Origin of the sequence: Paenibacillus sp. LS1 (assembly GCF_026013365.1) — a bacterium.
Lineage (GTDB): Bacteria > Bacillota > Bacilli > Paenibacillales > Paenibacillaceae > Paenibacillus.
The window spans coordinates 841,038-867,607 of the sequence record NZ_JAPDOE010000002.1 but is presented as its reverse complement, the minus strand read 5'-3'; the positions used below and the strand labels follow the sequence as shown (position 1 = coordinate 867,607).

22 protein-coding genes are annotated in these 26,570 nt (G+C 40.9%); 19 read left to right on the top strand and 3 right to left on the bottom strand.

Annotation, left to right across the window (positions count from 1 at the left end):
* Positions 1 to 56: 56 nt before the first annotated feature.
* Positions 57 to 836 (top strand): delta-lactam-biosynthetic de-N-acetylase, encoded by a 780-nt coding sequence (gene pdaA, locus OM416_RS13265; RefSeq protein ID WP_264929905.1) that lies wholly within the window; start codon positions 57 to 59, stop codon positions 834 to 836.
* Positions 837 to 1,032: 196 nt separating this feature from the next.
* Here the strand turns inward: pdaA and OM416_RS13260 are convergent, their stop codons facing one another.
* Both OM416_RS13260 and OM416_RS13255 read right to left on the bottom strand, forming a co-directional pair.
* Positions 1,033 to 1,881, bottom strand: coding sequence for a DegV family protein (locus OM416_RS13260; RefSeq protein ID WP_264929904.1), 849 nt, complete (start codon positions 1,879 to 1,881; stop codon positions 1,033 to 1,035).
* Between the two features lie 108 nt (positions 1,882 to 1,989).
* Positions 1,990 to 2,439: a hypothetical protein gene (locus tag OM416_RS13255; RefSeq protein ID WP_264929902.1), complete on the bottom strand. Its 450-nt coding sequence runs from the start codon at positions 2,437 to 2,439 to the stop codon at positions 1,990 to 1,992.
* Between the two features lie 281 nt (positions 2,440 to 2,720).
* On the opposite strand from OM416_RS13255, the gene OM416_RS13250 reads away from it, so the two are divergent.
* On the top strand, positions 2,721 to 3,107 hold the full coding sequence (locus OM416_RS13250; RefSeq protein WP_017689551.1) for a DUF423 domain-containing protein: 387 nt from the start codon (positions 2,721 to 2,723) through the stop codon (positions 3,105 to 3,107).
* 115 nt (positions 3,108 to 3,222) lie between these two features.
* Here OM416_RS13250 and OM416_RS13245 read toward each other — a convergent pair whose 3' ends face one another.
* Positions 3,223 to 3,801, bottom strand: coding sequence for a hypothetical protein (locus OM416_RS13245; protein WP_264929898.1), 579 nt, complete (start codon positions 3,799 to 3,801; stop codon positions 3,223 to 3,225).
* A gap of 267 nt (positions 3,802 to 4,068) precedes the next feature.
* On the opposite strand from OM416_RS13245, the gene OM416_RS13240 reads away from it, so the two are divergent.
* The 17 genes from OM416_RS13240 (at position 4,069) to OM416_RS13160 (ending at position 26,566) form a co-directional block, all read left to right on the top strand.
* Positions 4,069 to 6,789: an RNA dependent RNA polymerase gene (locus tag OM416_RS13240; protein WP_264929896.1), complete on the top strand. Its 2,721-nt coding sequence runs from the start codon at positions 4,069 to 4,071 to the stop codon at positions 6,787 to 6,789.
* On the top strand, positions 6,786 to 7,556 hold the full coding sequence (locus OM416_RS13235; protein WP_264929894.1) for a hypothetical protein: 771 nt from the start codon (positions 6,786 to 6,788) through the stop codon (positions 7,554 to 7,556). Before OM416_RS13240 ends, OM416_RS13235 begins: the two co-directional genes overlap by 4 nt.
* A 300-nt stretch (positions 7,557 to 7,856) precedes the next feature.
* Complete coding sequence (locus OM416_RS13230) at positions 7,857 to 8,339, top strand: hypothetical protein (RefSeq protein WP_264929892.1); 483 nt, start codon at positions 7,857 to 7,859, stop codon at positions 8,337 to 8,339.
* A complete protein-coding gene (locus tag OM416_RS13225) occupies positions 8,339 to 9,055 on the top strand; it encodes a hypothetical protein (protein ID WP_264929890.1) in 717 nt (238 codons plus the stop codon). Before OM416_RS13230 ends, OM416_RS13225 begins: the two co-directional genes overlap by 1 nt.
* Before the next feature lie 55 nt (positions 9,056 to 9,110).
* Entirely contained in the window at positions 9,111 to 9,854 is a 744-nt protein-coding gene (locus OM416_RS13220; protein WP_169478745.1) for a hypothetical protein, read from the top strand.
* Positions 9,855 to 10,109: 255 nt separating this feature from the next.
* A complete protein-coding gene (locus tag OM416_RS13215) occupies positions 10,110 to 10,592 on the top strand; it encodes a hypothetical protein (protein WP_264929887.1) in 483 nt (160 codons plus the stop codon).
* A 29-nt stretch (positions 10,593 to 10,621) separates the two neighbouring features.
* Complete coding sequence (locus OM416_RS13210) at positions 10,622 to 11,032, top strand: hypothetical protein (protein ID WP_264929884.1); 411 nt, start codon at positions 10,622 to 10,624, stop codon at positions 11,030 to 11,032.
* 50 nt (positions 11,033 to 11,082) lie between these two features.
* On the top strand, positions 11,083 to 17,631 hold the full coding sequence (locus tag OM416_RS13205) for a phage tail tape measure protein (protein WP_264929882.1): 6,549 nt from the start codon (positions 11,083 to 11,085) through the stop codon (positions 17,629 to 17,631).
* A 134-nt stretch (positions 17,632 to 17,765) separates the two neighbouring features.
* Complete coding sequence (locus OM416_RS13200; protein ID WP_264929880.1) at positions 17,766 to 21,134, top strand: phage tail protein; 3,369 nt, start codon at positions 17,766 to 17,768, stop codon at positions 21,132 to 21,134.
* A gap of 19 nt (positions 21,135 to 21,153) precedes the next feature.
* Positions 21,154 to 21,771 (top strand): distal tail protein Dit, encoded by a 618-nt coding sequence (locus OM416_RS13195; protein WP_264929877.1) that lies wholly within the window; start codon positions 21,154 to 21,156, stop codon positions 21,769 to 21,771.
* Between the two features lie 19 nt (positions 21,772 to 21,790).
* Positions 21,791 to 22,426: a hypothetical protein gene (locus OM416_RS13190; protein WP_264929875.1), complete on the top strand. Its 636-nt coding sequence runs from the start codon at positions 21,791 to 21,793 to the stop codon at positions 22,424 to 22,426.
* 8 nt (positions 22,427 to 22,434) lie between these two features.
* Positions 22,435 to 23,076 carry a phage tail domain-containing protein gene (locus tag OM416_RS13185; protein ID WP_264929872.1) on the top strand — a complete coding sequence of 214 codons (642 nt, stop codon included), beginning with the start codon at positions 22,435 to 22,437 and terminating at the stop codon, positions 23,074 to 23,076.
* 8 nt (positions 23,077 to 23,084) lie between these two features.
* A complete protein-coding gene (locus OM416_RS13180; protein WP_264929871.1) occupies positions 23,085 to 23,531 on the top strand; it encodes a hypothetical protein in 447 nt (148 codons plus the stop codon).
* 25 nt (positions 23,532 to 23,556) lie between these two features.
* Positions 23,557 to 24,711, top strand: coding sequence for a hypothetical protein (locus tag OM416_RS13175; protein ID WP_264929870.1), 1,155 nt, complete (start codon positions 23,557 to 23,559; stop codon positions 24,709 to 24,711).
* Positions 24,712 to 24,729: 18 nt separating this feature from the next.
* The gene (locus tag OM416_RS13170) at positions 24,730 to 25,272 is read left to right on the top strand and encodes a hypothetical protein (protein ID WP_264929869.1); all 543 of its coding nucleotides are present in this window, start codon (positions 24,730 to 24,732) and stop codon (positions 25,270 to 25,272) included.
* A gap of 67 nt (positions 25,273 to 25,339) precedes the next feature.
* Complete coding sequence (locus OM416_RS13165) at positions 25,340 to 25,960, top strand: hypothetical protein (RefSeq protein WP_264929868.1); 621 nt, start codon at positions 25,340 to 25,342, stop codon at positions 25,958 to 25,960.
* A gap of 33 nt (positions 25,961 to 25,993) precedes the next feature.
* Complete coding sequence (locus OM416_RS13160; protein ID WP_264929867.1) at positions 25,994 to 26,566, top strand: hypothetical protein; 573 nt, start codon at positions 25,994 to 25,996, stop codon at positions 26,564 to 26,566.
* Positions 26,567 to 26,570 lie beyond the last annotated feature (4 nt).

The window sequence follows — 26,570 nt, the reverse complement described above, 5'->3', positions numbered from 1 at the left end:
AGGTGTTCGTGTGTGCAAACGACTAACCGAATTTTTCAGGAACAGGAGCGGATAGAATGAAGCGAATGGTTCTATACATACTGTTGGGGCTATTATCCCTCAGTATGGTACCGGTACAGGCTGAAGCATCGCCGGTTACCGGAGCTTATCACTTTGGCTTCAAGAAAAGTCAAAATGGTCAGCTGCCCTCCATTGATCAGGAAGGCTTTAAATCGATCTTACAACATAACGATGCCATTTTCCTGGGGGATACGAAGCAGAAGGAATTGTATCTCACGTTTGATAACGGGTATGAGAATGGGTTCACGCCTGCCATACTGGATGTTTTGCGTGCCAAAAAGGTACCTGCGGCTTTCTTTGTGACAGGTCATTATCTCAAGGATCAACCTGAGTTGGTCAAACGCATGGCGGCTGAAGGTCATATTGTGGGTAATCATTCATGGAGTCATCCAGATATGACCCGCATCTCCAATGAGAAGCTTAGGGTGGAACTCGAGAAGGTTAAGTCGGAGGTAAATCGCCTCACGGGTCAACAAGCTACCTTTTTGCGGCCACCACGCGGAATTTTTAACAATCGTACGCTCGCAGAGAGTCATGCCCAAGGGTATGTGAACGTGTTCTGGTCTGTTGCTTACAAAGACTGGGATACCAATGTACAGCGTGGAACACAGTATGCGTATCAACAAGTGCTGAAACAACTCCATCCGGGCGCTGTCATTTTGCTTCATTCGGTATCCAAAGACAATACGGAAGCCCTGGGTTCTATTATTGATGAGGCGCGTAAGCAAGGATATGCATTTAAAAGTCTGGATGATTTGAGGACCAAAACGTATTGATCCTGTATCATAATGATCAATCGGCTAACTTAAGGTTATTCCTGAATTTAGCAAAATATAAAAGGGCATGCTGAGCGATTAAGCTCGGAATGCCCTTTTAATGTTGTGTTGGTATGCCAGTTGCAAGCATTGGATGTAATTACATACAGATCCAGAACACAGGATGTAGTAATATGATGCGATGTCCCGTGTAATACTATATGACAGTATTATAAATGATTCCAATTGTTTTCGGGCCGCAGTGACTGCATACTACACAACCAGCAGTGGTCAGTTCCACCCGGGCACCAGTCTGTTCCTGCAAAGACTTCTGCAAGTCAAGTGCATCCTCTTCAGCCATGGTATGCACAACGATCAGCAGGTCTGGATCAATCTGTTCCTTTGCGCTGAGCGTGTTTTGCAGCATTTGTTCCAGAGCTTTCTCCCGTTTGCCGCGCACTTTATAGGCAGGTGCCATCTTGCCATCCGTTACCCGGATGACAGGGCGGATCTTCAACAGACTACCAATCAGGTTCTGCATGCCTGAGCAGCGTCCACCTTTGTGCAGATACTCCAGTGTATCAATGACAAACTCCGTCCTCACATTCGGTTTCATCGCCTCAATCAGGTGTGTAATCTGAGGCAGGGTTTGTCCTTTATTGGCGGCATGTACCGCTTTCATCACCATAAGAGCAATTCCGGATGAGAGATTCTGTGAGTCGATGACGGAAATTCGACCTTCCGGGAACTCAGAACTCGCGAGTCGTGCATTCTGGTAAGTAGAGGAAAGTTCAGAGGATAAGCTGATATATAGAATTTCATCCCCTTGTTCTATGTAAGGTTGAAATGCCGTCATGAAATCAGCGGGTGAAGGTGCAGCTGTTTTGGGAAGACGCCCATCTTGGCTAACACGTTCATATAGCTGTTCAGGCTTAATCTCAGCACCGTCTTTCAGTGATTCTTCACCGAACACCACGTACAGGGGGATGATGCCGATATCGTGTTGCTGGATCCATTCGGGAGCCAGATCACTTGTGCTGTCCGCAAAAATTTTGATTCGTGACATGTCAATCTCCTTTGAAATACAAGAATTTTTAGAAAAATAATATAGATTATATCCATGTGTAAACCTATTCATTTTAATTATAAGGAAACATGACGCTGATGCAAACTGTTACATCATGCTGATGCTCACCAAAATAAGACCAATGAATGCCAGAATGATGATCCCATTCAGCAGAGACCCGATAATGGCAAAGACTTTCTTACGATTCTTGAGGACAAGACCAATGATTCCGATGATGCCTCCCACCAGATTGAGAATCAGGCAAACCAGAATAGATAATGAAGCCAGAATTACCGCTGGATGCAAGGCTAGTTCTTCTGCCTGCAACGGGGTAAGAACTCCGATTGAATCGTTCAGGGCCATGGCGGCAATAAAGAATATCAGAATGTAACCCACGATTGCAACCAATCCAATGACAAAGCTGGCGATTCCAAGTCCGGAATGTTTCAGTGGGGCCATTGAATGCCTCTCATGATCTGGCGGATACGGTTCAGTCATATTGTTATTATATTGATCTGCTTGGTTATAACCTGAATTGTAGGAATTGTGATTATCCATAATTGTAATATCCCTCCCTTAATCATCGTACTGAGTGTTATTAACCTAATCGATGAGTATTGATTCTCTCATAATAGAACGATTGCATATCTGTTTACTTTTCCATAATTATCGATAAAAATCAAGGATTTACGCCAGTTTTCTACGATATATAAGGTAGGGATAGGATTAGTAAGTATAAACAGACATATGATCTGTGATGCTCCGACCCGACTGGTAAAGGGGGAGTGGATTCGCTACAATAATAGGAGGGAAGAGTTGAACTAAGGGAGAGAACTTACATGCAACGAAGATGGATGATGCTTGGAGCTGTAATGACCATGCTATCGGTGGCAATCGGTGCGTTTGGTGCACATATGCTCAAGGATACGATTGGACCGGCGGCCATAGCTACATATGAGACGGGTGTGCAATATCACATGATTCATGCATTGGCCTTGCTCATTATCGGCTTGACGGCGGGTCAGCTTGGGGCATCTACGAAACTGAAATGGGCCGCGCGTCTGTTGTTTATCGGAATTATCGTGTTCTCGGGCAGCTTGTATGTGCTCAGTATTTCCGGTATCAAGATTCTGGGTGCCATCACACCAATTGGTGGGGTAGCCTTTATTGCCGGATGGTTGTTATTGGCATTAGATGTATGGCAACGAGGTAAGGATCGCTCATGATCCAGCCGAATCAAACTCGTATGCTCATCAACCATTGAACTAAAAAAGCAACTTGCGTTAGAATGTCACGTCATTCTAACGCAAGTTGCTTTTTGTTTTAATCCGATGAAGTTAGTTACAGAAACTCATCGATTTCATTGGTTCGGAACGTATACACTTGTTTTTCATCTACATGGTAGATGCTCACCACACTGGTATCCCGATCAAAATTCAAAATGCGGCAAGGAATGCTCTGATGTTTACCGTTCTTGTTGTTGACAACAATACGGGTGAGACGATTCTCTTTAATAAGCGTGTCAATCCACGCATCAAACGAATTTCCATCGGAAACATTGGATGTTTGGGGGGCAGGTTTTTTCTCGCTAACCGGTTTTTCTTGCTGATTCTGTGCTTTAGCTGGAGCAGGTGAGGCAGGTGTCTGAGTAGCTGTGGACGCCTTCTGTGCTGCGTTGGCTTGTGATTTTTTACGTTCATTGTGAAGTGTGACGAAGGAGTCCTTTTTGGACTGGAGTGTCGCTTCAATAATTTTGCCTAGCTCTATGCCGGATTGAATCCGAAAGTCCGCAATTTGTTCCTCTTTGTTTATGAACTCCAACAGGGACTGCAGTGCCAATGCATTTGAGCGGCTCTTAATAAGTATATCGACATTAAATAAAAAGCCGATTTCCTCTTGATTGGATAAGGTTTCTTTCATTCATCCCAGCCCCGTTAAAAAGTATGTCAGCTTAAAAAACGCTTCAATACACTATATCATTAAAAATGCAATAATCATAGTGCTTCAGACGCAGAAATATACCGAAACGAAATGAATCAAGCCCAGAAGTGCCCCTTAATTTCTACCCCTATTAGAACAAATATTCTTCCTTTTTCATCCCTTGATCATCCTGTTTGCCTGCGTCAGTCGTGCGGGTCTAATCTATAATTTATTTAATCAGGACAGGAAGCAACGGGGGGATCGGGAATGGGCAATGCATATCAAGATCGATTGAGGTACGTGTATAAAGTTACATCTTCCAGAATTAGAAAAGCGGATTATGATCTGCATCTTACTTATCAAGAAGCTACATTAAATGGAGAATTGGCATCTATTGGGAACCATCAGGTGTTTCGTTTTATTGATCGTATTCGAGGCTTCAAGGGGAGAGAGGCAGATCTGGCTACAATTAAGCTGGAAATAGAGCAATTAAAAGCTTTGAAAACCAATGCTGAGCATAAAAGAACAATAAAGAAATTACATGAAGAACTGAAAAATCTGAAATTTGTCGATGATTACCTGCTGGTGGTCATTGAAAATAATAAAGATTACGATCGGCTGAATTCATCGAAAGCCTTCTCCATCAACGGCAAGAAATACAAGCGTCTTTTGGCTACAACAGGTGGTGCCAAAAGTTCGACGGTCATCTATGTGAGTGAGGATATCCATCCGCTTTTGGAGAAGAGATTGAATAACGGCAGAGATCCGAATAAAGAGCTAGTTCCTGCCAAACTGGAGGCATATAAGGCCCTGGCTTGCAGTACGAGTACGCCTGTGTCACATCCCGAGCGAGTATTGGTTGTTCAGGATTGCATAACCGAATTTGGCGCAGACATCATTCAGATTGATGATACCGAGACAGAGTACCCTCGCATTGAGAGTAGGAAAAATGAGTCTATTCAGATGAACATGAGTGATGGATTCGGTCTTATCTCTCCTACACTTAGTGAACGATGGGCAACCGAGTTGGGGCATGCATATATCCCGAGTGGATTTTGTATTCGTAATAGCTTCTGTAAAGGTATGGTATTTACATTTGATTATCACGCATTTGCTGATCGAGTTGCAGGAAAGCATATGGTGGATGATGCCTGGGGTAACCCTGTAGATATTCGAGAGGTAGATCTAATCATCACAACGTCCATGCTCAAACTCTGGAGCTCGTACAACAGTATCGACGATTATCTGTTATGTTGCGGTTACCATGGCTACACGTTCAGCGTAACAAAAGTTACTCCTGAAGAACTGGAGGACGAGCGTCATTTAAACTACCAGTTCATTCAGTCGCTTCAATTAGATGATAACGAGATTGGTGAACTCATTACTCCCACGGTCGACTCGATTAAAGATGTACTGGGTGAGGACTATCGCAAGGCACTGTTGTTCCTCAAAGGAATTCATATTCATGAGAATGACTACAGAAATAGTCCGGATGATTATATTAAAGGGCTGATGGTAGACCCACGACTTATAGATGATCCTTTTGTGCGGAGCAAAATCCATACATTAATACGCAAACGAATGAATGAAGCCAAGATCGGAGTATTAAGAGTTAAGGGCAATTTCAGCATTATTTCTGGCGATCCCTATACATTGTGTCAGAGCATATTTGCCCTACCTTTAACTGGATTGCTGAGCTCGGGTGAGTTCTACTCCAGATATTGGAATGAGCAGCATGTAGACCGCGTGGCTTGCTTCAGAGCTCCAATGACTTGTCATAACAACATCAAGGTGCTTCGTTTCCAAAACACGGATGAGATGCAGCATTGGTATCGCTATATGAAGACGGTCACGATCTTGAATTCATGGGATACGACGACGCATTCCTTAAATGGTGCAGATATGGATAGTGATCAGGTCTTAACTACAGATAATCCAACGATTCTTGGGGCGATTCAGGAGCTGGATGCGATTGTATGTGTACAGAAAACCTCTGCCCAAAAAGTTCCGGATGAGAAGGATCTGATCCAGGCCAACAAAGACAGTTTCGGTGATCTAATCGGTTTTACAACAAACAAAATCACATCGATGTTCGATGTATTAGCCAATTATGAGGAGCATAGTGCAGAGTATCAGGAAATGATGTATCGAATTCAATGTGGTCAGCATTATCAACAAAATGCCATTGATCAAGCCAAAGGCATTGAATGTAAAAAAATGCCGAAGCACTGGTATGATATTCGCGCTGCGGTAACGGACGAGTCTGCCTTGAAAATGGTAGCGCACAAGAAACCTTATTTTTTCATATACAATGACCCGGAGCAGAAAAAAGAATATACCACCTATGTAGAAAAAACGAGTCAGAAGTGCTTGCAGCTATTTGGCATGACTGTCGATGAATTAGTTTCGAAGAAGGGGTTATCCCCAGAGCAGGAACAGTTCCTGGAACATTATGAACAGAGAATGCCTGTATCCACAGCACCTTCTGTGATGAACCGGTTATGCCATCAAGTGGAAGACGAGTTCAACAAGTTAAAGCTAAAACAGACCGAGCGTCCGTTTGATCATACGATATTGATGAGTACCAAGAAATACTCCCAGGCTCGTTACAAAGAGATTCAACGATTATATCAGATGCATAACGAAGAATTACGTAGTTATATGACTAACTTGCGCAAGAGTAAGGTGAAAAAGGAAGAAAGATCCGCCCGATGGCAGTTATTTGTTTCACGCTTTAAGGAGCAGGCGCTGGAGATCTGTAATAACGAAGAAGATCTGTGCAATATGATTGTGGACATGTGTTATCGAAATGCGGAGAAATCAAAGCAATTTGTATGGGATGTGTCAGGAGATCAGATTATTCGTAATCTATTGCTCAGCAATGATCACATCATCCATTATCCGGTTAGAGACCCGGACGGCGATATTGAGTATGCCGGAAGAACCTTTAAAATGACCCAAATGCATGTGAAGGAGCAACGCCCTTGAAAATCATTCTGAATGAACATCATCATGCCGAGCAAGCAATTGCACATGGGAAAATGGATAAGAAGCCAACCAAAACGTTGGCATGTCTGGTCAAATATGAATTTGAACAAGGGAAGAGCGAGCATGAAGTTCATATGTCATTAGACCAATTTATGGCCCAACACTATCCAGATTATAATACTGTTCAATGGGATATGTATCTAACACGTGTCATCAATCAGACTATGAGCTGGATAAAAAGGAGAAAAGAAGATCAGAAAAGTACAATGATAGAAATTAATAAAATACCGATAACGGTTGCTGAACTCCAAAAGATCAAAGCATTAAAAAGCATACGACTAGAGAAATTAGCCTTTGTAATGCTCGTATATAGCAAAATCAACAACCTTATAAACGAAAATAGTACGTATTGGGTTAATAACGATTTGAAAGAAGTATACAGTGATAGTCAAATGGCAGTTAGTAAAAAGGATCAAGGGCTGCTGGTGTATAAACTGATTCAACAGGGTTATCTCATAGGAAGCAAGCGAGTGGATTCAACAAATGTACAAGTGCAGTTTGCTTGCGAGAATGATAACATTGCTTTTTATTTGGAGCGTTTCGATGATTTTGTATTAGAGTACCTACGATGGAAAGGCGAGAATATTAAGATCTGTACCATCTGTGGTAAACGTATGTTGGCCAAGTCCAATCGAATGAAGTATTGTAAGGACTGCAAGAAAGCTGGATATCATCAAGCGGGTCGTAGTTACCGTTCATTAATCTGAAAGAGCAGTTCCTGAAGGAAATCATGGTCATATTGATCATGGTTTTTTTTTATTTTCAGGTCTGCGATTCGTTAGGAAATACCCTATAGGCCAGTCACACCAAGGGGTTTCACGTTTATTCAAGAGAACGTTTAGTGATAGTCAAGTGAAGAGACTTTTACGAAGGGACCTTTGCTGTTTATTTACCATTTATGTAGAAGGGGGACATCAATTGGAAATGAATCCTAGTTGCTCTGCCAAAAGTTATTTCAAGCAGATACAAGTCAGGGCTGCTCCATTACTCAAAAAAGAAGGTGTTGTATGGTTCGATCCACATTCATTCAATTAAGTAGCACGAGAGAGAAGATTATTGACAAGTTGCTGACGTCAAAGGATCTGATGAAGGCTGTTGCTTATGATACAGCGGACTATCTAGAACAATCCATTGTAGTTGATCCGAAACAATACATATACAAACGGATTTTCCCGCACCGGTGCATTCCCGGTGAAAATGAAGATGTACTGAAAACTGTAGTTTCTATCTCACTTGAGAATATTCAACCTGTTCAGAATCAGTATAAAGCAGGAATTCTGTGTTTTAATGTGTACACTCATCGTCAGCTATGTCAGTCCAATAGTGAACTGTTACGTACGGATTATATTATCAGTACAATTGATAAACTTTTCGCCAGGAATCAGGATTTAGGCTTGGGACGATTGGAGTTTTATAAGATGGATGTTCTGGACATAAACTCGAACTATTATGGGGATAGCATTGCCTATCGCATGCTGGATTTTGCTTGATGAATGTACAATACATCAAATTAAGAACGCTAGCTAACAAACCCATCGTATTTCAGGGTCTTAAAATTTTTCCCAAGTTACTTGATGCAATCGTTGAGGAAGGCTATGAAGACTTTAATGAAAAGCTAAATCTGGTCAGTCTTAGGATAGAGGATCTTTATCCATCCCTTTCACTCAAAGAGTATGATGGTACGTTGGTCGAACTACTATTGTACAGCAGGAACGAAAGCTTGGTTGCTACGTATCTAAACGCCTTTCAATATTTTCTTAATGTTGCCATTCAATTCAATTATTCGGAATCATGTATTACGGCTGGTGACATCAGCTTGTCCTATTCGGATCTGGAACATATCGTCAAAATTATTCAGATTCAACATTGTGTAGTGACTAAGCAGGATGATGATTTCAATCCACTCAATGAAAGAGCAAGTGCATTAAGAGAAAAGATGCTTGCACGAAAACGCAGAGTGCGTGAATTAAAAGAAAGTTCATCGTCGGAGGACGCTTTAACTTTTACCGATTTGATATCCATCTTGAGTTCTAACGCCAATGGAATCAACATTCTCAATGTATTTGATCTGAATTTCTTTCAATTCAATGATCAGTTTAATCGCATGAAGCTGTTAGATGATTATGAAGTTAACATTCAGGCTTTATTACATGGAGCGGATTCCAAAAGTATCAAGTTAAAACATTGGATTTCTCCATTGAATTAACAAGCAGATTTACCAATCAAATTAAACTATATAAAACTATCGGAGGTATTTTTTTATGAGCAGATATGGATCACGTGAAATTTTGGATGTAGTATTGAAAGATGTTAAGACTGGTGAACCGGTCGTTTATTTGGAAAGTTTGACGACATCGTCCATGGAGTTTGCTGGACAGACCGTATATGCACGTGGTGGAAAAGGGCATCCGAAGCTAATTGGTTGGGATTCCGAGAAGGATGTAACCATGACAATGGAAGATGCGTTGATCTCCAAAGAATCCCTCGCTGTTCTTACAGGATCTAAATTTGTAAAAGGAACTAAACCTGTGCATAAAAAAGAGGTTCTTGAAGTGAGTAAGACAGGAGAAATCAAACTTAGTTATACTCCACTTACATCCAAGTTGGCGCATTTCTTCAAAACTTCAAACGGATCATCTATGGATGCCAAACTCACTGCCTCTCCTATTACAGGTACTGCTGTGACATTTACAGAAGCCACTCTCAATGAGGGAGATAAAGTTATTGCCGATTATTACTACGCAGCGCCAGATACCACGCAAAGTATGACGGTTGCTTCGGATGTGTTCCCAGGAACATACCTTCTTGAAGGTACGACGAATTGGAAGAATGAAGATGGCTTCGACGTAGAGGCTGTGTACACTATTCCTAAACTGAAAGTCATGCCTGGATTCTCGATTGGTATGGCATCAACAGGCGATCCGCAACCATTTACATTTACTTGTGAAGTGCTGAAGGATACTCATTCCAAAGCAATGGTTGTTATCGACGTACTGGAAGACTAAAACTTAGATGCAAGGATGGGGCTGGACCAACCATTGGTTCAGCCTTTTTCTGTGATTATCCCAAGTAGCTTGAGCATTTTACAGAATTATATCACCTCGTCATATGCTTGAAATGTTGCGTGTCTTCATTCATGATCATGCGGCTTTTTCTATGTTTCGCCTGATATCATTAATAATTTGCTCAAGTACAGAGCCGTAATATCAGGAAGTTCTTATTTTAATCGGACCCTTAAATCAGAATCAGGAGTGATCATATTGACTACGACAAAAACAAAAAAATTAACGGCAGCAGCTCTAAGTACGCTAGATGCAAAAAACAATCAGCGCAAAACGATTTATGTAACAGACCATCAATATGAAGTCCAGATTCACACCTTTTTTCGGAAATCGCTAATTGATAATGTCAACACCAATTATTTATCTCTAATTGATCAACTTAGACAGAAAACAGATGTTACGGATCAAGTCATCAAAGATACAGTCGGGTTATATAACACACTTCTTCTAAAAGAATTCTCGGATCTTCCGATTCCTAGAAAGCTGGATGTGGAAAAACTCATCAAGGTAACCAACATGTTATTAGATAACGGGATTATGGAAGAAGTACTGACACAGTTCCCGGATGTGGAACTTAGAAAGCTTGAAGAACAGTTCAAGGCATTGCAAGAGAAAATGGCAACAATGGTATCCGAGTTGGCTATGACACGTGCACAACATTCAACAGACGAGACTATTTAACGAAATACATCTATAAAAGGAGAATACTCATGTTAGTGTTTTTGAAAGCAAATTTGGAAAAACACATTGTATTCCTTCACCAGCTCAAGCTGGAAGCCAAGGAAAGCCGTATACGGACTCGGTTTAAAAAACTATTGGTTGAACACTATCAGCAGTTTCATGAAGAAATGGAAGAGCTGAAAGAGCAACACATGTTAAAGAACGAAGACGGCAGTTTTGTCTTGAGAAATGGCAACATGGTGCCACGAGATTCACTAACACTTCAAACAGAGCTGCAGGAGTTACTGGAAGAGCAAGTGATGATCGAGTCCACTGCTGAACGTATGCCAATGTTACAAGCGATGTACCGAATCCTGCAGAGTTGTTCATTGCAGTTGGAGGGAGAAACAGCGGATGTCTACGACCAACTGTGCGAACAGTTCGAACAATACGCAGAATAGGGGCAATTCATTGAATTGCTTCTTTTTGTTATAAGAGGAGTGATTCATGAATGCAGAATGAACTGGATTTAAATATAAATATCAATCAAGTGATTACAGATTTGAATAAGGCTCTTCGAGAACTTTCAAATAAAATGAGCAAACTTGAGGTCAAAGTGGATTTTGATCAAAGTTTTGTACAAGGTATGAACTTATATGCAGAGGGCATGAACAGATTGAACCGTACCATGGTTCAGAATCAGTTATTGATGCAGAGTTCAATAGATGAATATAAACGAATTCAGACAGCTCAAGAACGACAACGTAATATGACAGCTGCTGAAACAGAAGCTTATGACAAACAACGCAAATCCATTAAACGATTAGAACAAGAACTTGAAGGATATACACAGACTAAGAGTAAAGCAAACAAGAATCAATTAGGTGAGATTACAGGATACTCTAAAACATTTAAAAATGACGCAGGCCAGCTACTTACGGTGAACACTAATACTGACGGTGAAGTGAAAAATTACGATAAAGTGATGGAGCATGTAGGGCAACAGCAACGTCTCCTTAATCAACAAAACCGCTTAAACCAGCAACGTGAAATCAATCTTAGTGAAGAACAAGCCACCCGCAAAGCTTTGGAACAGCAAACAAGCCGAAATAACGAGTCCAAAGATCGAGCACATCAGCAAGCACTACAACAGAATGCAAAAATGGATACAAACCTGCGTAATTCCATTAAGGAAACAGAAGAAAGAATCGCTCAGGCAAGTCAAAAATACAGTTTGAATGGAACGGTATCCAATGGGTTAAGATCACTAAGCAATGAAATGCTGACACTTAACTCATCTATGTCTACGGTTGGTTATAAAGCATCTGCGGAGCATTTAGCTAGAGTCAACGAGCAGCTTAAAGCAACTACGCGCTCGTCTTCTGCAGCAGGCGGAGAAATCAAAACCTTGGGTGAGGTTATGCAGGGTGCCTCAACCATGGCTGGGGGATGGATGAGAAATGTAACTTCATTGATTCAGCCCATGGATGTCTTAAGAAAAGCAGTTCAATCCATCATTCAAATGGATGGTCAGATGAATCAGTTAGGACGAACAATAGGGAAGTCATTCAACGAAGAGCGAATGTTGGATGGTAGTATCAATATTGCTCAATCTACGGGACGTAGCATGTCTGAGGTAAACGGGAATTTAATCGGCTTTGCCAATCAGGGATTTAACGAGTCAGATACACTAAGTCTTGGGAAAGCTGCAAGTGTGCTTCAGAATATATCCAACTTGACGCCAGGTGATTCGGTCAATACGCTTACTGGCGCAATGGCTTCATTTAACATCGAAGCTAATAAGAGTATGGGAATTGCAGATAAGCTCAAGGAGGTTAGTGGGAACTACGGTGTTTCAAGTAAGGATCTGGCATTATCCTTAACTTCAGCTGGCGCAGCAGCCAAATCCTTTGGAGTTTCGATTGAGGAGCTACTGGGAAATACAGCAGCTATTAGCAGTATTACTCGGGAAAGTGGGGATGTCGTCGGACGAGGACTGAAGGCGATATATACTAGAGTTGGCTCGGATGAACAATCTGCCGGGGCTCTACAATCCGTAGGGATCTCCAAAGCTGACAAAGATGTGATCACGGTACTGGATGAACTGGCGGGGAAATGGAATCAGTTAACGAAAGCTCAGCAGCAAAATACGGCTTTCAGCTTGGCAGGACAAGATCAGACAACAACGTTTACTGCGTTGATGCAGAATTGGCAAACATCAGTGAATGCATCAGAATCAGCCCTTCATTCGCAAGGAGCGGCAATGAAAGATAATGAGCAATATATGGGTTCACTCGGCGCACGAATTCAAAATATGCAGACCGCTTGGGAGTCACTCACACTTGCACTGGGTAACGCATTGGTATCAGACAGCATTATAACTATTACTTCACTTGTTACAGGATTACTGAACTGGATGGCACAACTAAATAGCAGCTTTGCATTATTTGGTCTCTTAGGCATGGCCGTAGGTTTGTTGAGCGCGTCTTTACGAATTTTGGTAGTGGAGATTGCGAAGGCCGTTCTTGGTTTAATGGGAATTCCTGCTGCAACTATTGCAGCGAGTGCGGGTACCAAAGCGTTGAGCATGAGTCTTACTATATTAAAAAATTCTTTTAAGGCATTACTAGCTAGCACGGGTGTAGGACTTGTGTTTGCGCTGATTGGCACCGGTTTAGAGTGGTTAATGAATAAGTTCTCAAACGCGACTCAAGCCACCGAGGATTTTTCTGATCAAACAGAAGCGTTGAATCAGAAGGTATACGATCTCAATGGTTTGAAATCTTTGTCAGCAGAGTATGAGGAACTTTCAAACCAGGCATCGCTTAATTATGAAGAAAAAACAAGGCTTGCTCAACTTGAAAGCGAATTGTCTACCAGATACGGAATTACAACTCAGTCACTTAATGGTCAGACTAAATCTCTGAGTGAGAATACAGAAGCAATTAAAGGGAAAATCGAACAACTTGAGACAGAAATTGAGAACGAAAGATTCAAGGCTGAATTGGCATATAACAAACAGTCACGGGATATTGAGGGAAGATTAGCTGGTAATAAAGAAAAAATTAACGATAAAGAGAATTTAGTAGAGACAATTGATGTTAATTACAATAAACAACTTAAATTGTTGAATTATTATAATCAAATAGGACCAGAGAATTATAGTAAACCTGATTACGATCAAACGGTGTACAACGTGGAATTTGGTGCCAAAAAATTCGAAAGTGAGAAAGCGAAACTTGATAAATTAAACGAAGATTTCCAAAAAGATATCAATATTAAATCTGATGCAATCAAAGGAGCTTATCAGAGCTACATAGATCTACAAGAAGCAGAAGGGACCGAGGTTAAGGCCTCAACCCGGAAGTTTGTCGATATCTATGTTGAAATGGCAGCACAGAGTGAAGCTACAGCTTTTCAGATTAAAGACGATGCAAAAGAAATATTCAATGCCCTCCAGAATCAAGAATTTAAAACACCCGAAGAAGCAATGACATTTCTACAGCAGTTGCCTAACGTTGGTGATATGACTATAGATACGTTAAATAAAGTTAATCAAGCAATCGCGGAGATTAATTTAGCACCGTTAGAGGAACCTATAAAGGTAAATACCGATTTAAGTAAATTCACCAGTGAGGTCAATAGTGTTACCTCAGAAATTGGCAAATTGAATTCTGTTATTCATGACCTATCCAAAGGGCAGTCTTTGTCTGCAGATGAGATGAATGCATTAATTCTGAAATATCCCGAACTTGCTAAGCATGTGAAACAAACCAAAGATGGCTATACAATTGAGAAATCAGCCTTGGAGAGCTTGAAGAAAACAAAAGTAGATTATATTAAAACGTTAGGCGTGCTTTCACAGCAGGAATTGGTCAATAATAACCAAGCACTCGTGGCTAAATTGAGAGCTTGGGGCATCGAGATTGATGCTCTCACGACACTTGCAAAATTAAATGCTGCCAAAGCTCAGGTAAGGTTAACACTTGCTGCAGACGTTGAAGTTGAAGATTACACAGAAAAGGGAATAGAAAATCAAGCAGTACTAAATCAGTCCGAAAAGGAGCTTCAGAAACTTATAGCTCCTTTTAATGAACTTTTGGAACGTTCTTTTGATGCAAGGGCTAGTATAAATAAGTTAACTGATTCAGTAGATTTATTGGGTATTAGTAATGAGAAAAACGCGGGGTCCTCTGATAAGGCTACAAACTCTGCCAAACAAGCCAATAACACGTATACAGAAACCACGGAGGTTCTGACCGAACTCCAGAAACAAATTCAAGGTGTAGATAAATCCTTGGATGATCTGCACAACAGACAAAAGCACATGGAAACCAGTTCAGCTGCATATCGAAAATCTTTGATGGAGGAAAACTCTCTGATTGAGAAGAAGATAAACCTTCTGAAGAAAGGTGTCCAGAATCCAGATAAGTTGATATCTACCAAGATAAAAACAACTAAGGAATCAGATGATATTGCTTCTGAGAACGTTTCTACTACAATGAAATCATCAGGGAGTTACTCAGGTAAGTATGCAGAGTATATTAACAAATATGCAGAGCAATATAATATTGACCCGAAATTGATAGCAGCTATCATACAAACAGAGAGCAGTTTCAAGCCTAATGCAAAGTCCCCAGTAGGAGCAGCAGGGTTAATGCAATTAATGCCTCCTACGGCTAAGGAACAAGGGGTGAAAGATAGTTTTGATCCCGAGCAGAATATAAAAGGGGGCACCAAGTACTTTAAGTATCTCTTAGACAGATACAAAGGGAACGTCAAGCATGCACTAGCTGCGTATAATGCGGGGCTTGGGAATGTTGACGAATGGCTCAAAAATGGGAATATGGATAAAATTCCATTTGAAGAGACCTATGATTACGTTCCAAAAGTATTAAATAACTATGACACCATTAAGGGGAAGGCACTTAAGGTCGCTGCGCCTTCAACAAAAAAGAGTGGCGGAAGTACTTCTGAAATAATACCAGCAACGTCAGAAGAAAAGAAAAAGGCAGAAGAAGCAGGAAACAAGGAGATTAATGAGCTCCTAAATCTACAAATCGATAACCGGTACAAGCTAATCGATTCCTGGGCTGAATATTACGAATTGGCAATCGATAAAGTACAGACAAAGATCACAAAATCTACAAGTAAACAATCCATGTTATACATTAATTCTGATGAATGGCGCAAAGAAGAACAATCACAAATTAGTTATGTTGGTCAACAAATTAAATTGAGAGAGCAAGAGATAGCCAAGATTAAGCAACTGCTTAAAGATAAGAAAATAACTTCAGAAACGTATAATAAGCAAATTGCAGACCTGGAATCAAATAACGTAGAGGATGAATCTCAAATTTATGCTAAAAGAGAGAAAGTGATAGATTCATATATCGGAAGTTATAATGACAAGCTTTCGGAACAAGATCATCTAGTTTCTCTTTCCAATGCAAAATTGAAGACCATGACCGAAGGATCAGCAGAATATAATAAGGAACTTGCAAGCCAGATTCCTGTTCTACAAGAGAAGAACCGTATCACAGAAGCAGAGATTAAATATGTAGAGCACCTGCTTTCAGGTGGTAAATTAAACGCTGATCAGACTGTTAAATATACCAATACGCTGAAAGATTTAAACATAGCGTTGATAGACAACAATTCAGCTATGAGTGACGTAAATGAGAGATTAAAAGCCTTGCGTGAAAATGCCGCAGACAAAATTATTGAAGATTTCAAAAAAGTCATTGAGCAGCAACGCGACTTTGCTATCGATGCCATTGATGAGCAGCGGAAGGCTGAAGACGAACGTCATAAAGAGCGAAATAAACATCTGGATGATGAGCAGAAGAAGTTCGAAACGCACATTAATGCACGGCTAAAAGCAATGGAACGTGAAAATTCTTCTGTCGATTATGAGGAAGAGTTGACCAAGAAAAAGAACGAACGTCAGAAAATTGTGGACAAACTTAACGTTTTATCTTTGGATAACTCCATGGAGGCTAAGGCAAAACGAAAAGATCTGACAGAGCAACTCTCAACCGTAGATGAAGAAATCGCTAAGTACGAACGTGATCGTGAAAGAGAGCTTGTTAAGCAGGGACTACAGGACCAACTTGATGATCATAAGAACTACACAGATAAGCTAAAAGAAGAAGATAGCGATCTTCATGAGACAACGCTAGCTAATCTGGATGATGAGAAGAAGAAAACAGAACGTTACTACAAGGACATCCTTGAGGACCAAAAGTATTTTTATGATTTGAAGCAAGGATTGATGAGTAACGATGCCGCAGTCGTCAGTGCAAAATTAACCGAAATAGGCGACAGGTATAACGAATTATTTGCTAGCATTAAACAACATGCATTTGAGACTTCTCAAGAAATGCAGAACATGACGTACAATTTTCAGCAATCGATGGAAGGCATAGGGAAATTTAAAGCAGGAGACTATTCATCATCCGATTCAGGATCACAGGGGAACAATAATAGTGGATCAACCAATGAATTTAAAATTCAAGGCACGATGGAAACGAGAAAAGCATGGACACATTATCTGAGTAATAAGGATGAAGCTGAAAAAATCCGAAAAGAAATGTCTTTATATAATACAGACTCTTATAAATATCAGAAACTGGAGAAGGAATTCAAAAAACTGCAAGAGGAGAACCAGGGATACCGGGATAAATATAAATTTCCTGACAATAGCTTCGCGGAACTGGCTAAGCTAAATATCTTCTCTGCGAATACTGGTGGTATGACTCCGTCGTTTGCAGGAGGAAAATTCCTGCTTGCCCATGAGAAAGAGTTGATTCTGAATCAATCGGACACATCCAATCTTCTGAAGATTGTAGATGTTGTTCGGGGGATCACAGATCGAATCAAAACCGGTCTTGATTTCAGTACATTTAAATTTTCTGAGAACAGAGTTGCCGGAAATACGGATAACCGAATCCAGATTGATAAAGTTGAAATTATGGCTAAAGATAACGATACCGGAATGAACTTGCTTGGGAAATTCGAAGAAGCGTTGAATAACAAATTAAAGTGGAGAACCATTTAGGGAAGGGCAGAAGCCCTTCCTTTTTATATTTGCAGAAAGGAGTGAAGTCATTGCCAGGTGTTATAGATTATCTTAGAAAACCTATACAGCCCCAATATTTTTTAGCAAAACCGAATCGGGAGATCATTAGCAAAATGAGTGAGATTTGTCATGACTCCATGAGTATTCGCTTAAATGATGTTAGCGAGTTATCATTCTCTATACCGTACCAGCTGGATATTGCCCATGTCTTGCACAGAAACAAAAATGTAGATCTGATCAAAGAACGATATTTAATAAAAATGGTGCAAGGCACCAAGATAGAGTGGTTTACGGTAAATAGCCTAGGGGATGATCTGGGTGATGCGGACATGTTAAACGTCCGATGTTACTCACTAGCCAGGGAATTGTCAGACAAGCGTATCCATAGTTATCTTGCAGAATCGTATCATGCAGAACAAGTGTTGACGGAACTGCTGGCCAACACGCTTTGGAATATTGATTACCTGGATGCCGATTTTAAATTAAGTTACAGGACATTCGATTTTTCATCTAACAGTGCGCTTGAGGCCGTATTCACGGTAGCAGAGACATATAACGCAATCGTTCATTTTAATACAGAGAAACGACTAATCAGTATGACCAAGCCAGAACTGACTGGAATTAATCGAGGACTTACCGTGGGTTATGGGAAATTGTTAAAAAGCATGAATCGAGAGACAAGTGCTGAGGAAATGGTTACGAGATTATATGCCAGTGGCAGAGATGGTTTAGGAATTCAGAAAGTGAATCCTACAGGACAAAATTATATTGAGAATTTTGGCTACTGGTTGTATCCGTTTGAACGCGATTCTTCTCGTAAAGTCATTACTTCAAGTCTTTGGATGTCTGATGGACTATGCCATGCTTTACTTGATTACAATGACCTAGTTGAGTCTAACAAGGAGAAGTTCAATCAGTATCTGGCTCAGCTTCAACAGTATGAAAAGGATCTGATTCCGTTACAGATTGATCTGAACAAGTTACAAAACGACGAGGCTGTATTGGAGGAAGTAACACTTTCCCAACAGTTTGCTGATAAAATGTTTTTTGAAAAATATACTCATTCGGGCAACTCGTCTCGAACGTTTCAACTTAATTCAGATTATGCATATGCTGTCATGATACGACTTGAGCCTGCTGCTGGAGTATCCATTTCAGTGAATGGAACATGGGTCAATGCTGTATCTGGAAAATGGACGATGCTAACCAGATCTAAGGGAACTGATTCGGTTACGGTAAGTTTAAACGGGGGTGCAGCAAGTTGCTTCATTCAGGTAAACACAATAAGCCTGGTTGAGTACGAAACCTCTTCCAATGAAACTGTCATTGTGGATCGATATAGTTTGGATCAGAAAAAGAACCAGATCTCCCTGAAAGAGGTCGAAATTTCAAACCTGAACAGCAAGATTATAACGGTTAAGCAACAAATTACACAGCTACAGACCTTATTAACGGCAGAGAACAACTTTTCCTCAGAGCAATTACAGGAGCTCAACTACTTTGTTATTGAACGAGAATTTAATGAAGACAAGTACATTGATGAAAAGGATCTGTACGAGGCAGCTCTTGAGAAATTCAGGGAACTACAGGTACCTCAACTATCTGTGGATATAGATATTGTTAACTTTCTGGAGATTGTGGAGGAGCAGCTTAACTGGGATAAACTCAATCTTGGGGATTATGTCAATGTGAAATATGAATCAGTTGGTATTGGGGTGACCGCCCGTATTAGTGAGATTCAATATAACTATGATTCGTCTTCCATCAGTCTAACGTTATCCAACATCAAAAATGTAAATGATGAATCTACCCGAATTGAGAAGTTTCTAAATGAAACCAAGAATACCTCGATCATTGTGGATACCAATAAGACAAAATGGGGTCAAGCGGTTGTTGATTCATCTGACATGAGCAAACTGTTCGACCGATTCTGGAATAAGGTTACGAATGAAATTAATATGTCCATTAACAACACAGTGGATATTAACAACAAGGGGATTACTATTACTGATCCGGATGATCCATTACGTTTTCTACGTTTGACAAATGGTGCACTGGGCCTGACACGATCAGGAGGGCTGAGATATGAAACGGCCATTACGGCAGATGGACTGATTGCTGAAATGGTGTTAGGCAAGATCATTCTGGGTCAGCGGGTTGTGATAGGAGATACAACAGGTGTGTTTACCATTGAAGGGTCCAGATTGATGATCGATGACCGTTGTGGACGTGAAGTTGTGAAGCTCGGATTGCTCTCGGAGCAGCCGGATCGTTTTGGATTTTTCCTGAATCGGTACGGTTCATCTAACTGTAGTGATACGACCAAAGTTAATCGCGTTTCTATGACAGCAGATGAAGGATTCATTATCGAACGTTTTCGTAACGGGATCGCAGATAAAACGTTCGGCACTTCGCTTGATGGTGATCTGTTTGTCAAAGCTGGCGTGGATGATCAGGTCTTTACAATAGATAAAAATGGTTTGGCTCTCGGGTCCAGTGTATGGGCGAGGGCTCCTTTTCATGCGGATTATTACGGTAATGTCTGGATGAATAAACTGTATGCAGATTCAGCAGAGATTCAAAACTCTTTGTTCAAAGATGGCCAGATCGAAGGATCATCATTAACCTTGCGAGATGGGGCCGGTGTGATGAAAATGTTCCCATTGAAAGGATTCTGGGCAGGCGCAGAAGAGTTTGAAGATGCTGTTGCATCCATTGCCATGGACGGTACTGCCAAATTCAAAAAGCTGAAGATAACGGATAATCAAAATACGCTGTTGATTGATTCGGAGCAACGTAAGATATTCATGAATCAATGGGACATTGTAGGTGCGGGAGCGATCGATGCAGAACTGATCGCTGCAACGATGGTTACAGCAGAGGATGGTTTTATAAGTTCAATCGTGTCTGGCAAAGTTTCGACTTTGACGCGCGCGGCAGTACAAGGATGGTCCAACTACATCAAGATTGAAGGGAAAGAGTTATCCTTTCTGACGAGTATGGTTGAGACGGGAACGGGTACGCATAAAGCGTTATCGGATGGGCGTAAGTTATATTGGCGTAATGCCAGTCAATCTGGTGAAATGACAACGGATGTAACCAACTGGCCAGTGATGGTCTATGGAATGACGGACAAGACCAAAATGAAGCTGTATTTTGAAGGAGATGGACAGACAGCCTATCCGATTATCAGTATGGGTGAGGGAGACGCAAGGCAATATGGCAAAGGTCTAATAACCAAACCCAACGGGTCCCTCGAACTGTTATATTCGGCACAATCCAATGGAAGAGGAAGAAGTCTGAAATTCATGGATGACAAAGTGATTATGGAGTCTGAATCGGGACCAGTTGAAGTAAATGGTAAAGAAATTATTTTCAAAACAGAAGCCGGTTCAACCATTCATATGAAAAACGATGGTGATATTGAAATCAAAGCTAATCGCAATATTAAAATTAACGGCCAACGTATAGACCTGAATTAACAGTTGATCTGGAAAGGAGGTGATTACGATAACCATTCGGGATGCACTTTATTTTTCGTATGCAGGCCAAAAATCTGTGGATTTTGGCATCATTAACGTCAATCTTAGCAGTGGTATGTTGGAAGAAAGCTTTGCTCCTACCCGGAGTATTGTAGAAGAGAAAATCAAGGGAAGGGATCAACCTTATTTTATGAGAACTGAGGTTGAACCGCTGCAATTCTCGGTCTCTTTTGCATTTGAAGAGAGTTGGGACTCAGACAAGATCAGGGAAGTGGCGAGATGGTTAACGCAGCATGACTATTATCAGGAATTAACATTTACTACCGAGGAAGGAGTGAACCCTGAAAGGATTTTTTATGCACTCGTAGTAGATGAAGCAACACTTATACACAATGGACTGAGGCAAGGTTACATTACATTGACGTTCAGGTGTGATTCACCGTATGCCTACTCTCCGGTAATGACAACACGAACGTATGAATGGAAAGACCGGATCTATGAGTGGAAACCGACTTTTCACACAGGGATAGATTCCAAATCGGTGATTGTGAATTCAGAAGGTCATCTCACCCTAAATACGAACCGACCTAAATGGAGCGATTACCCCAAATATACAACATGGATTGAACTGAACTGAATTCGGAAAGGAGAGAATTATGTCAACAAATACATCCAAGCTTCAATTAAAAATACCAGCGTTTACAGATGAGATTGAGAACACCATTCGAGATTTGGGTGAAAACTTTCAAAAGTTGGACCAGATATCCGATGACTTTGTAACAGACATCCCTATTCGCGGAGACTATCTGCAAAATGCGACATTACGTAATGCCAACTGCGTATATGGCAGTTATTATGGCTGGGTAAACACACGTGCGGGTAAAGCTGCTCCCAAGTGGGAGAGTGTGCATTCTTACAAAAATGGAGATTACATCGTGCCAACGGTGGATAATGGTCATGTGTATCAATGCATCCAGTCCGGTTACTCCGGTTATCGGGAACCTGTTTTCCCAATATCAGAAGGGTCTGAATTTCAGGATATTCGGGCAACGAGTCAATGGGCTTCAACTACCCTGTATCAGAAAAATGATATGGTGTTGCCTACAATAGATAACGGCAGATACTACATATGCATCCAGGCAGGAGAGTCCGGTGATCAAGAGCCAACATGGACTACGATTGATGGAACAACAACGTATGACAAGAATGCAGTCTGGTCCACACATCGAATCGCAAAATGGAAAGAAATCGGTTCAGCTGCCTGGTTTCGACCTTTTGGGAAGATTGAGTAGGTGTTTATATGGCTAATTGGCTGTCAGTAACACATCAGAAAGGTCATTATGAATCTCGTCCAATTCAGATTCCTATTGAATCAGGAGGCGTGTTAAGTCGGGTGAGTTGGGTTAGTGAAGTTAGTTCGGAGAGTTCCAGAATTACCGTACAGACGAGACATTCAATGGATGGAATGGAATGGAGTTCTTGGGAAACGTGCATCAATGATGGAATTGTACCTGGACTGAATGAAGACACAGCGGTCGATCAGCACCATTTTATGTATCGTGTCTTGTTTGATACAAGTGACTTGAGTAAATCACCGAAATTGAAAGAAATCACTTTTTCGTTTGAACCGGTTCTTGTGCTGTTCAATAAAGGAGATCAGGTCTGTAAGCCTGAAATTTGGATTCACAAGCAAGGAAACGGTGACTTTCAGATTGACAATCAATCCCGACATGCTGAAGAGTTTCGTTTCAAGAATCTGGTGCATGATGAGGAAGTGTATGTGGATAACGAGAGACAACATATAGAATCCTCTCTTCCCGTAACGTATAGGTATAAGGATTTCAACGATCGATTCCTAAGTTTATCGGTAGGGAAAAATATTTTGCGTGTTCGTGGAGATGCACGAATCCAGTTCAGATATCAATTCAAGTTGTTACAGTAGGAGGTTAAATGACTGGAGTAGCTTATAACGGTTCAAGTGTAAGTCAGACAAGTAAAAGTGGGCATGTTACATATGACATCGAAAATTGGGTTCCTACAGAATGGGGAGGCTACTGGACATCAGCTGGTAGTGGAAGCACCAATGCAGTCATAACCTCATCGGGGACAGTATCCAACTCCACGGTGTATGCGAATGGACGGGCGGTAACATGTGTGAACGACCCTTCTCCTGATACATGGACGGCAAGTCCTGCTGTACCAACGAGTAATGGTTCAACAAGATATATTAACATAAGACCCTCCACATCGGGCAGTGGACAGGGAAGAGTTGCATCAGGGAGTACGACCGTATTTGCAGGAGCTAAAGCCATTGGCAGTGTCAATTCGACAGTTACTACATCATTGGGTACTTCGGCTCGAATCACGACTGGAAGCAGCAATGTATATACAAACTGAGTATTAAACGAAAGGAGGTGAACTATTGTCAAATTTACATACACATATGCAGTATAATGATCCTCTCACAATTATTGCCCGCAAGGGGGATGCAGTAGATCCATATGTGGATCGGACAGATTCGTTACCTGTCATTAATAGCATAATCACTTTACTTGAAATCCCTTCATCTACCGATAAGGTTGTTATTAGTGGTTTTGTTGAGATTGACCAACATGTATATGAGAAAAAACAGAAGTTGGCAGAGAATGAGTTTCTCGTTCATTATGGCATGGGTACCATTCAATTTCACCCTTCTCAAGAAGGGCGGGTTCATCTATGTCGGTATAAAGGTAGAGGACTCATTATGTATCCCGCTTCGCGAATCTATGCAATGATTACGCGTAATCCGGATGTTGTCAAAACATTGCAAGATTTTATAGAAGAATCACAGCGTAAGTTGGATGAGACGCAACTGGCGATGGAACGAGTAGAAGAAGTCATTCAGCAGTCCATAGACCAGACAGGGCAAGCGCGGCGTGCTACGGATCATGCCAACCAGGCAGCAGATGAAGCGCTAGAAGCTGCGAATCGAGCCAAAGATGCCTATCAAACCACTCGACTCGTGTATAAAAGTCCGGTATCGGATCTTCGTGAACTGCGGGACACTTACCCTTTTCCTGAGACAGGATGGACGGTTCAAACTTACAAGGATGGCAAAAGATATCGTTATGATGGAAACAACTGGATTGAAATTGATGTGTTTGGCCAGAATTTGCAGGTAGTTAATCCGTATAAGGATGGCTTAATGAGTATAGCTGAGCATCTGAAGTTAAACGAAATTCCACTGGAAGTCCAAGACCGTGTAATTGTATTTTGCAAAGAGTCTTATGTCTTTCAGGAAGTCATAGGGGTAGTAGCTCCTTTCCCATTTCATGGAGAGATCCTGGATGTGAAGGGTTTTTGTGGCGTCTATGGAGAAACAGAAACAGAGATCAGAATTGAGAAATCCAGAGATCTAATCCACTGGGTGGATATTATGGACTCTCCATTGGAGTTTAATGCTCTAGCTCATGTTGACAACAAAAAGGCGAAGTTTAGTAACAAACAAGTTTCGGCAGGGGATTTATTTCGGATTCAAATTATCAAAGCAGGACTTGATATTCAACATCTTACAATTCAATTAACCATAAGAACATAAAAAAGGAGATTGATTATAATGACACAACCAATTATTACATGGATGGACGCAACACATAGCAAGGAGATTGTAGCACCGTTTGATTATGGTGTTATTGATGCAGATACCAAAAGTGAGGTTCGAATTTTTAATGTGTGGAACAACAAAGGTGGTACGACGGATGTGTCCAAAATGGAGGATTGCACCTTTACAACACGGGATATGGATGGGGGCACTGGTGATACAATTAAACACGATATTGAAGCTGTTAAAAACAACTGGTTTCATGTACAAGTGGACTCACTTGGGGAGAACGATCTGGATGAAGAGAGCTCTCGTGTAGGCAAGGATTTTTCGAAGCCTATTGGAACTACGGGCAAAACAACGGTGGATTATTCAGGAACACCTTATGCAACACCGCTAGTACCGGGTGCAAAAGAGATATTGGGAGTTAATAATAATGGAGATCCACAAGACGCGGCAGGTAACTATGTGACGCTGTCTATTCAATGCGAAGTACCCTTGAATGCTCGTAGTGGTAAACAAGAGTTCAAGAAACGTATCTCCTATCGGTACGTTTAAGAAAAGTTAATGATGCAGACAGGCTATTATAGCCTGTCTTTTTATTTATCTATGAGGAGGAAAAACTGTGATTTTAGGTCAGAAACAGTACTCTCGTTCACCTGTATCTCAAGCTTATATATGGATTGCCGATTATTATGATGGAACGTATTTGAGTGAGTATGATCTTCAGACACAACATGCTAACCGCTTTTATGAAATCAACAAAGAGAAGTTGGTGTTATTCGGATTGATGGGCCAAGGATCCCAAGTTTATTACAATGTTGCCAATGGGGTCTTCCACATTAATGCTGATCGTTATTCCATGTCTTATGAATGTGAGGAGCAGGAGTACCCTTTAACCGGGAGAACGTTTGTGTACAATGACATCATCCAATTCAAAAATGGATCCTCAGAAGCGAATATGGCTGGATTTTTAGGGCAAGCGAATTCAGGGGCTTTCAGAAATACGATTGAGTGTTTTAACTTTGGTTACAAAAAAACAATGAACCTGAATGATGCACAAATTAATTTTCAATGCGTATGTTCCCTGCCTCTAAAGGAATCTGTATTCTTTCAAATAAAAATTTCTTCTAACCTGGACTTGCCTGGGCAACTCGTTATTCGTAAAAATGGGTTTGTCGTAGATCGAATCATAGCCCCTCTGAAGGCAAATCATGCTGGGATCATAAACTGGGACATTCGTTAAGCTGGATTTTGATATGAGATAGGTGGTGAAAATATGGCAATTCAAGAAATTCTACTAGATATAGATCTATCTGTAGGTGTTTTTAAAGATACGATAGTTGAGGATCAGAAGTTGAAATTAAGAGAACTGGGTCATGATGCGGACGGGAATTCAATCTATCCTGTTACTGGATCTTGGGAGTCCACTCCCATTCGGATTCAAGATAAGATCGCATCATTTAAAGGTGTGGCTGCAAAGGTAGATGTTGCGGGGGGCGCAGCATACAAGATTTACTGGAGTACATCTGAAGACGGCTTTGAGTGGTTGGAGTATGAGGAAGTCTCATCTAATAGCGCTGTGTCCAAATCTCCTGCAAAGTATGCCAAGGTGAAAATTGAGATTTTTGCAGAAAAGAAATATTCGAACTTTTACATAGACGATTTTAATCAGAAGGATAAATACAGTAATCCTTTTATTGAAAGTGAATCTGGTTCACTAGGCTTAAAGAAACTATATCAATTGAACATAGAACGAGCTTCGGATACTCCAACAGGGATGGTGCTACGTCAGAAGGTTGAAAAAGCGAAATTTAAGAAAGTAGATAGAATCAGAGTGAGTAAGGGGTGATTTT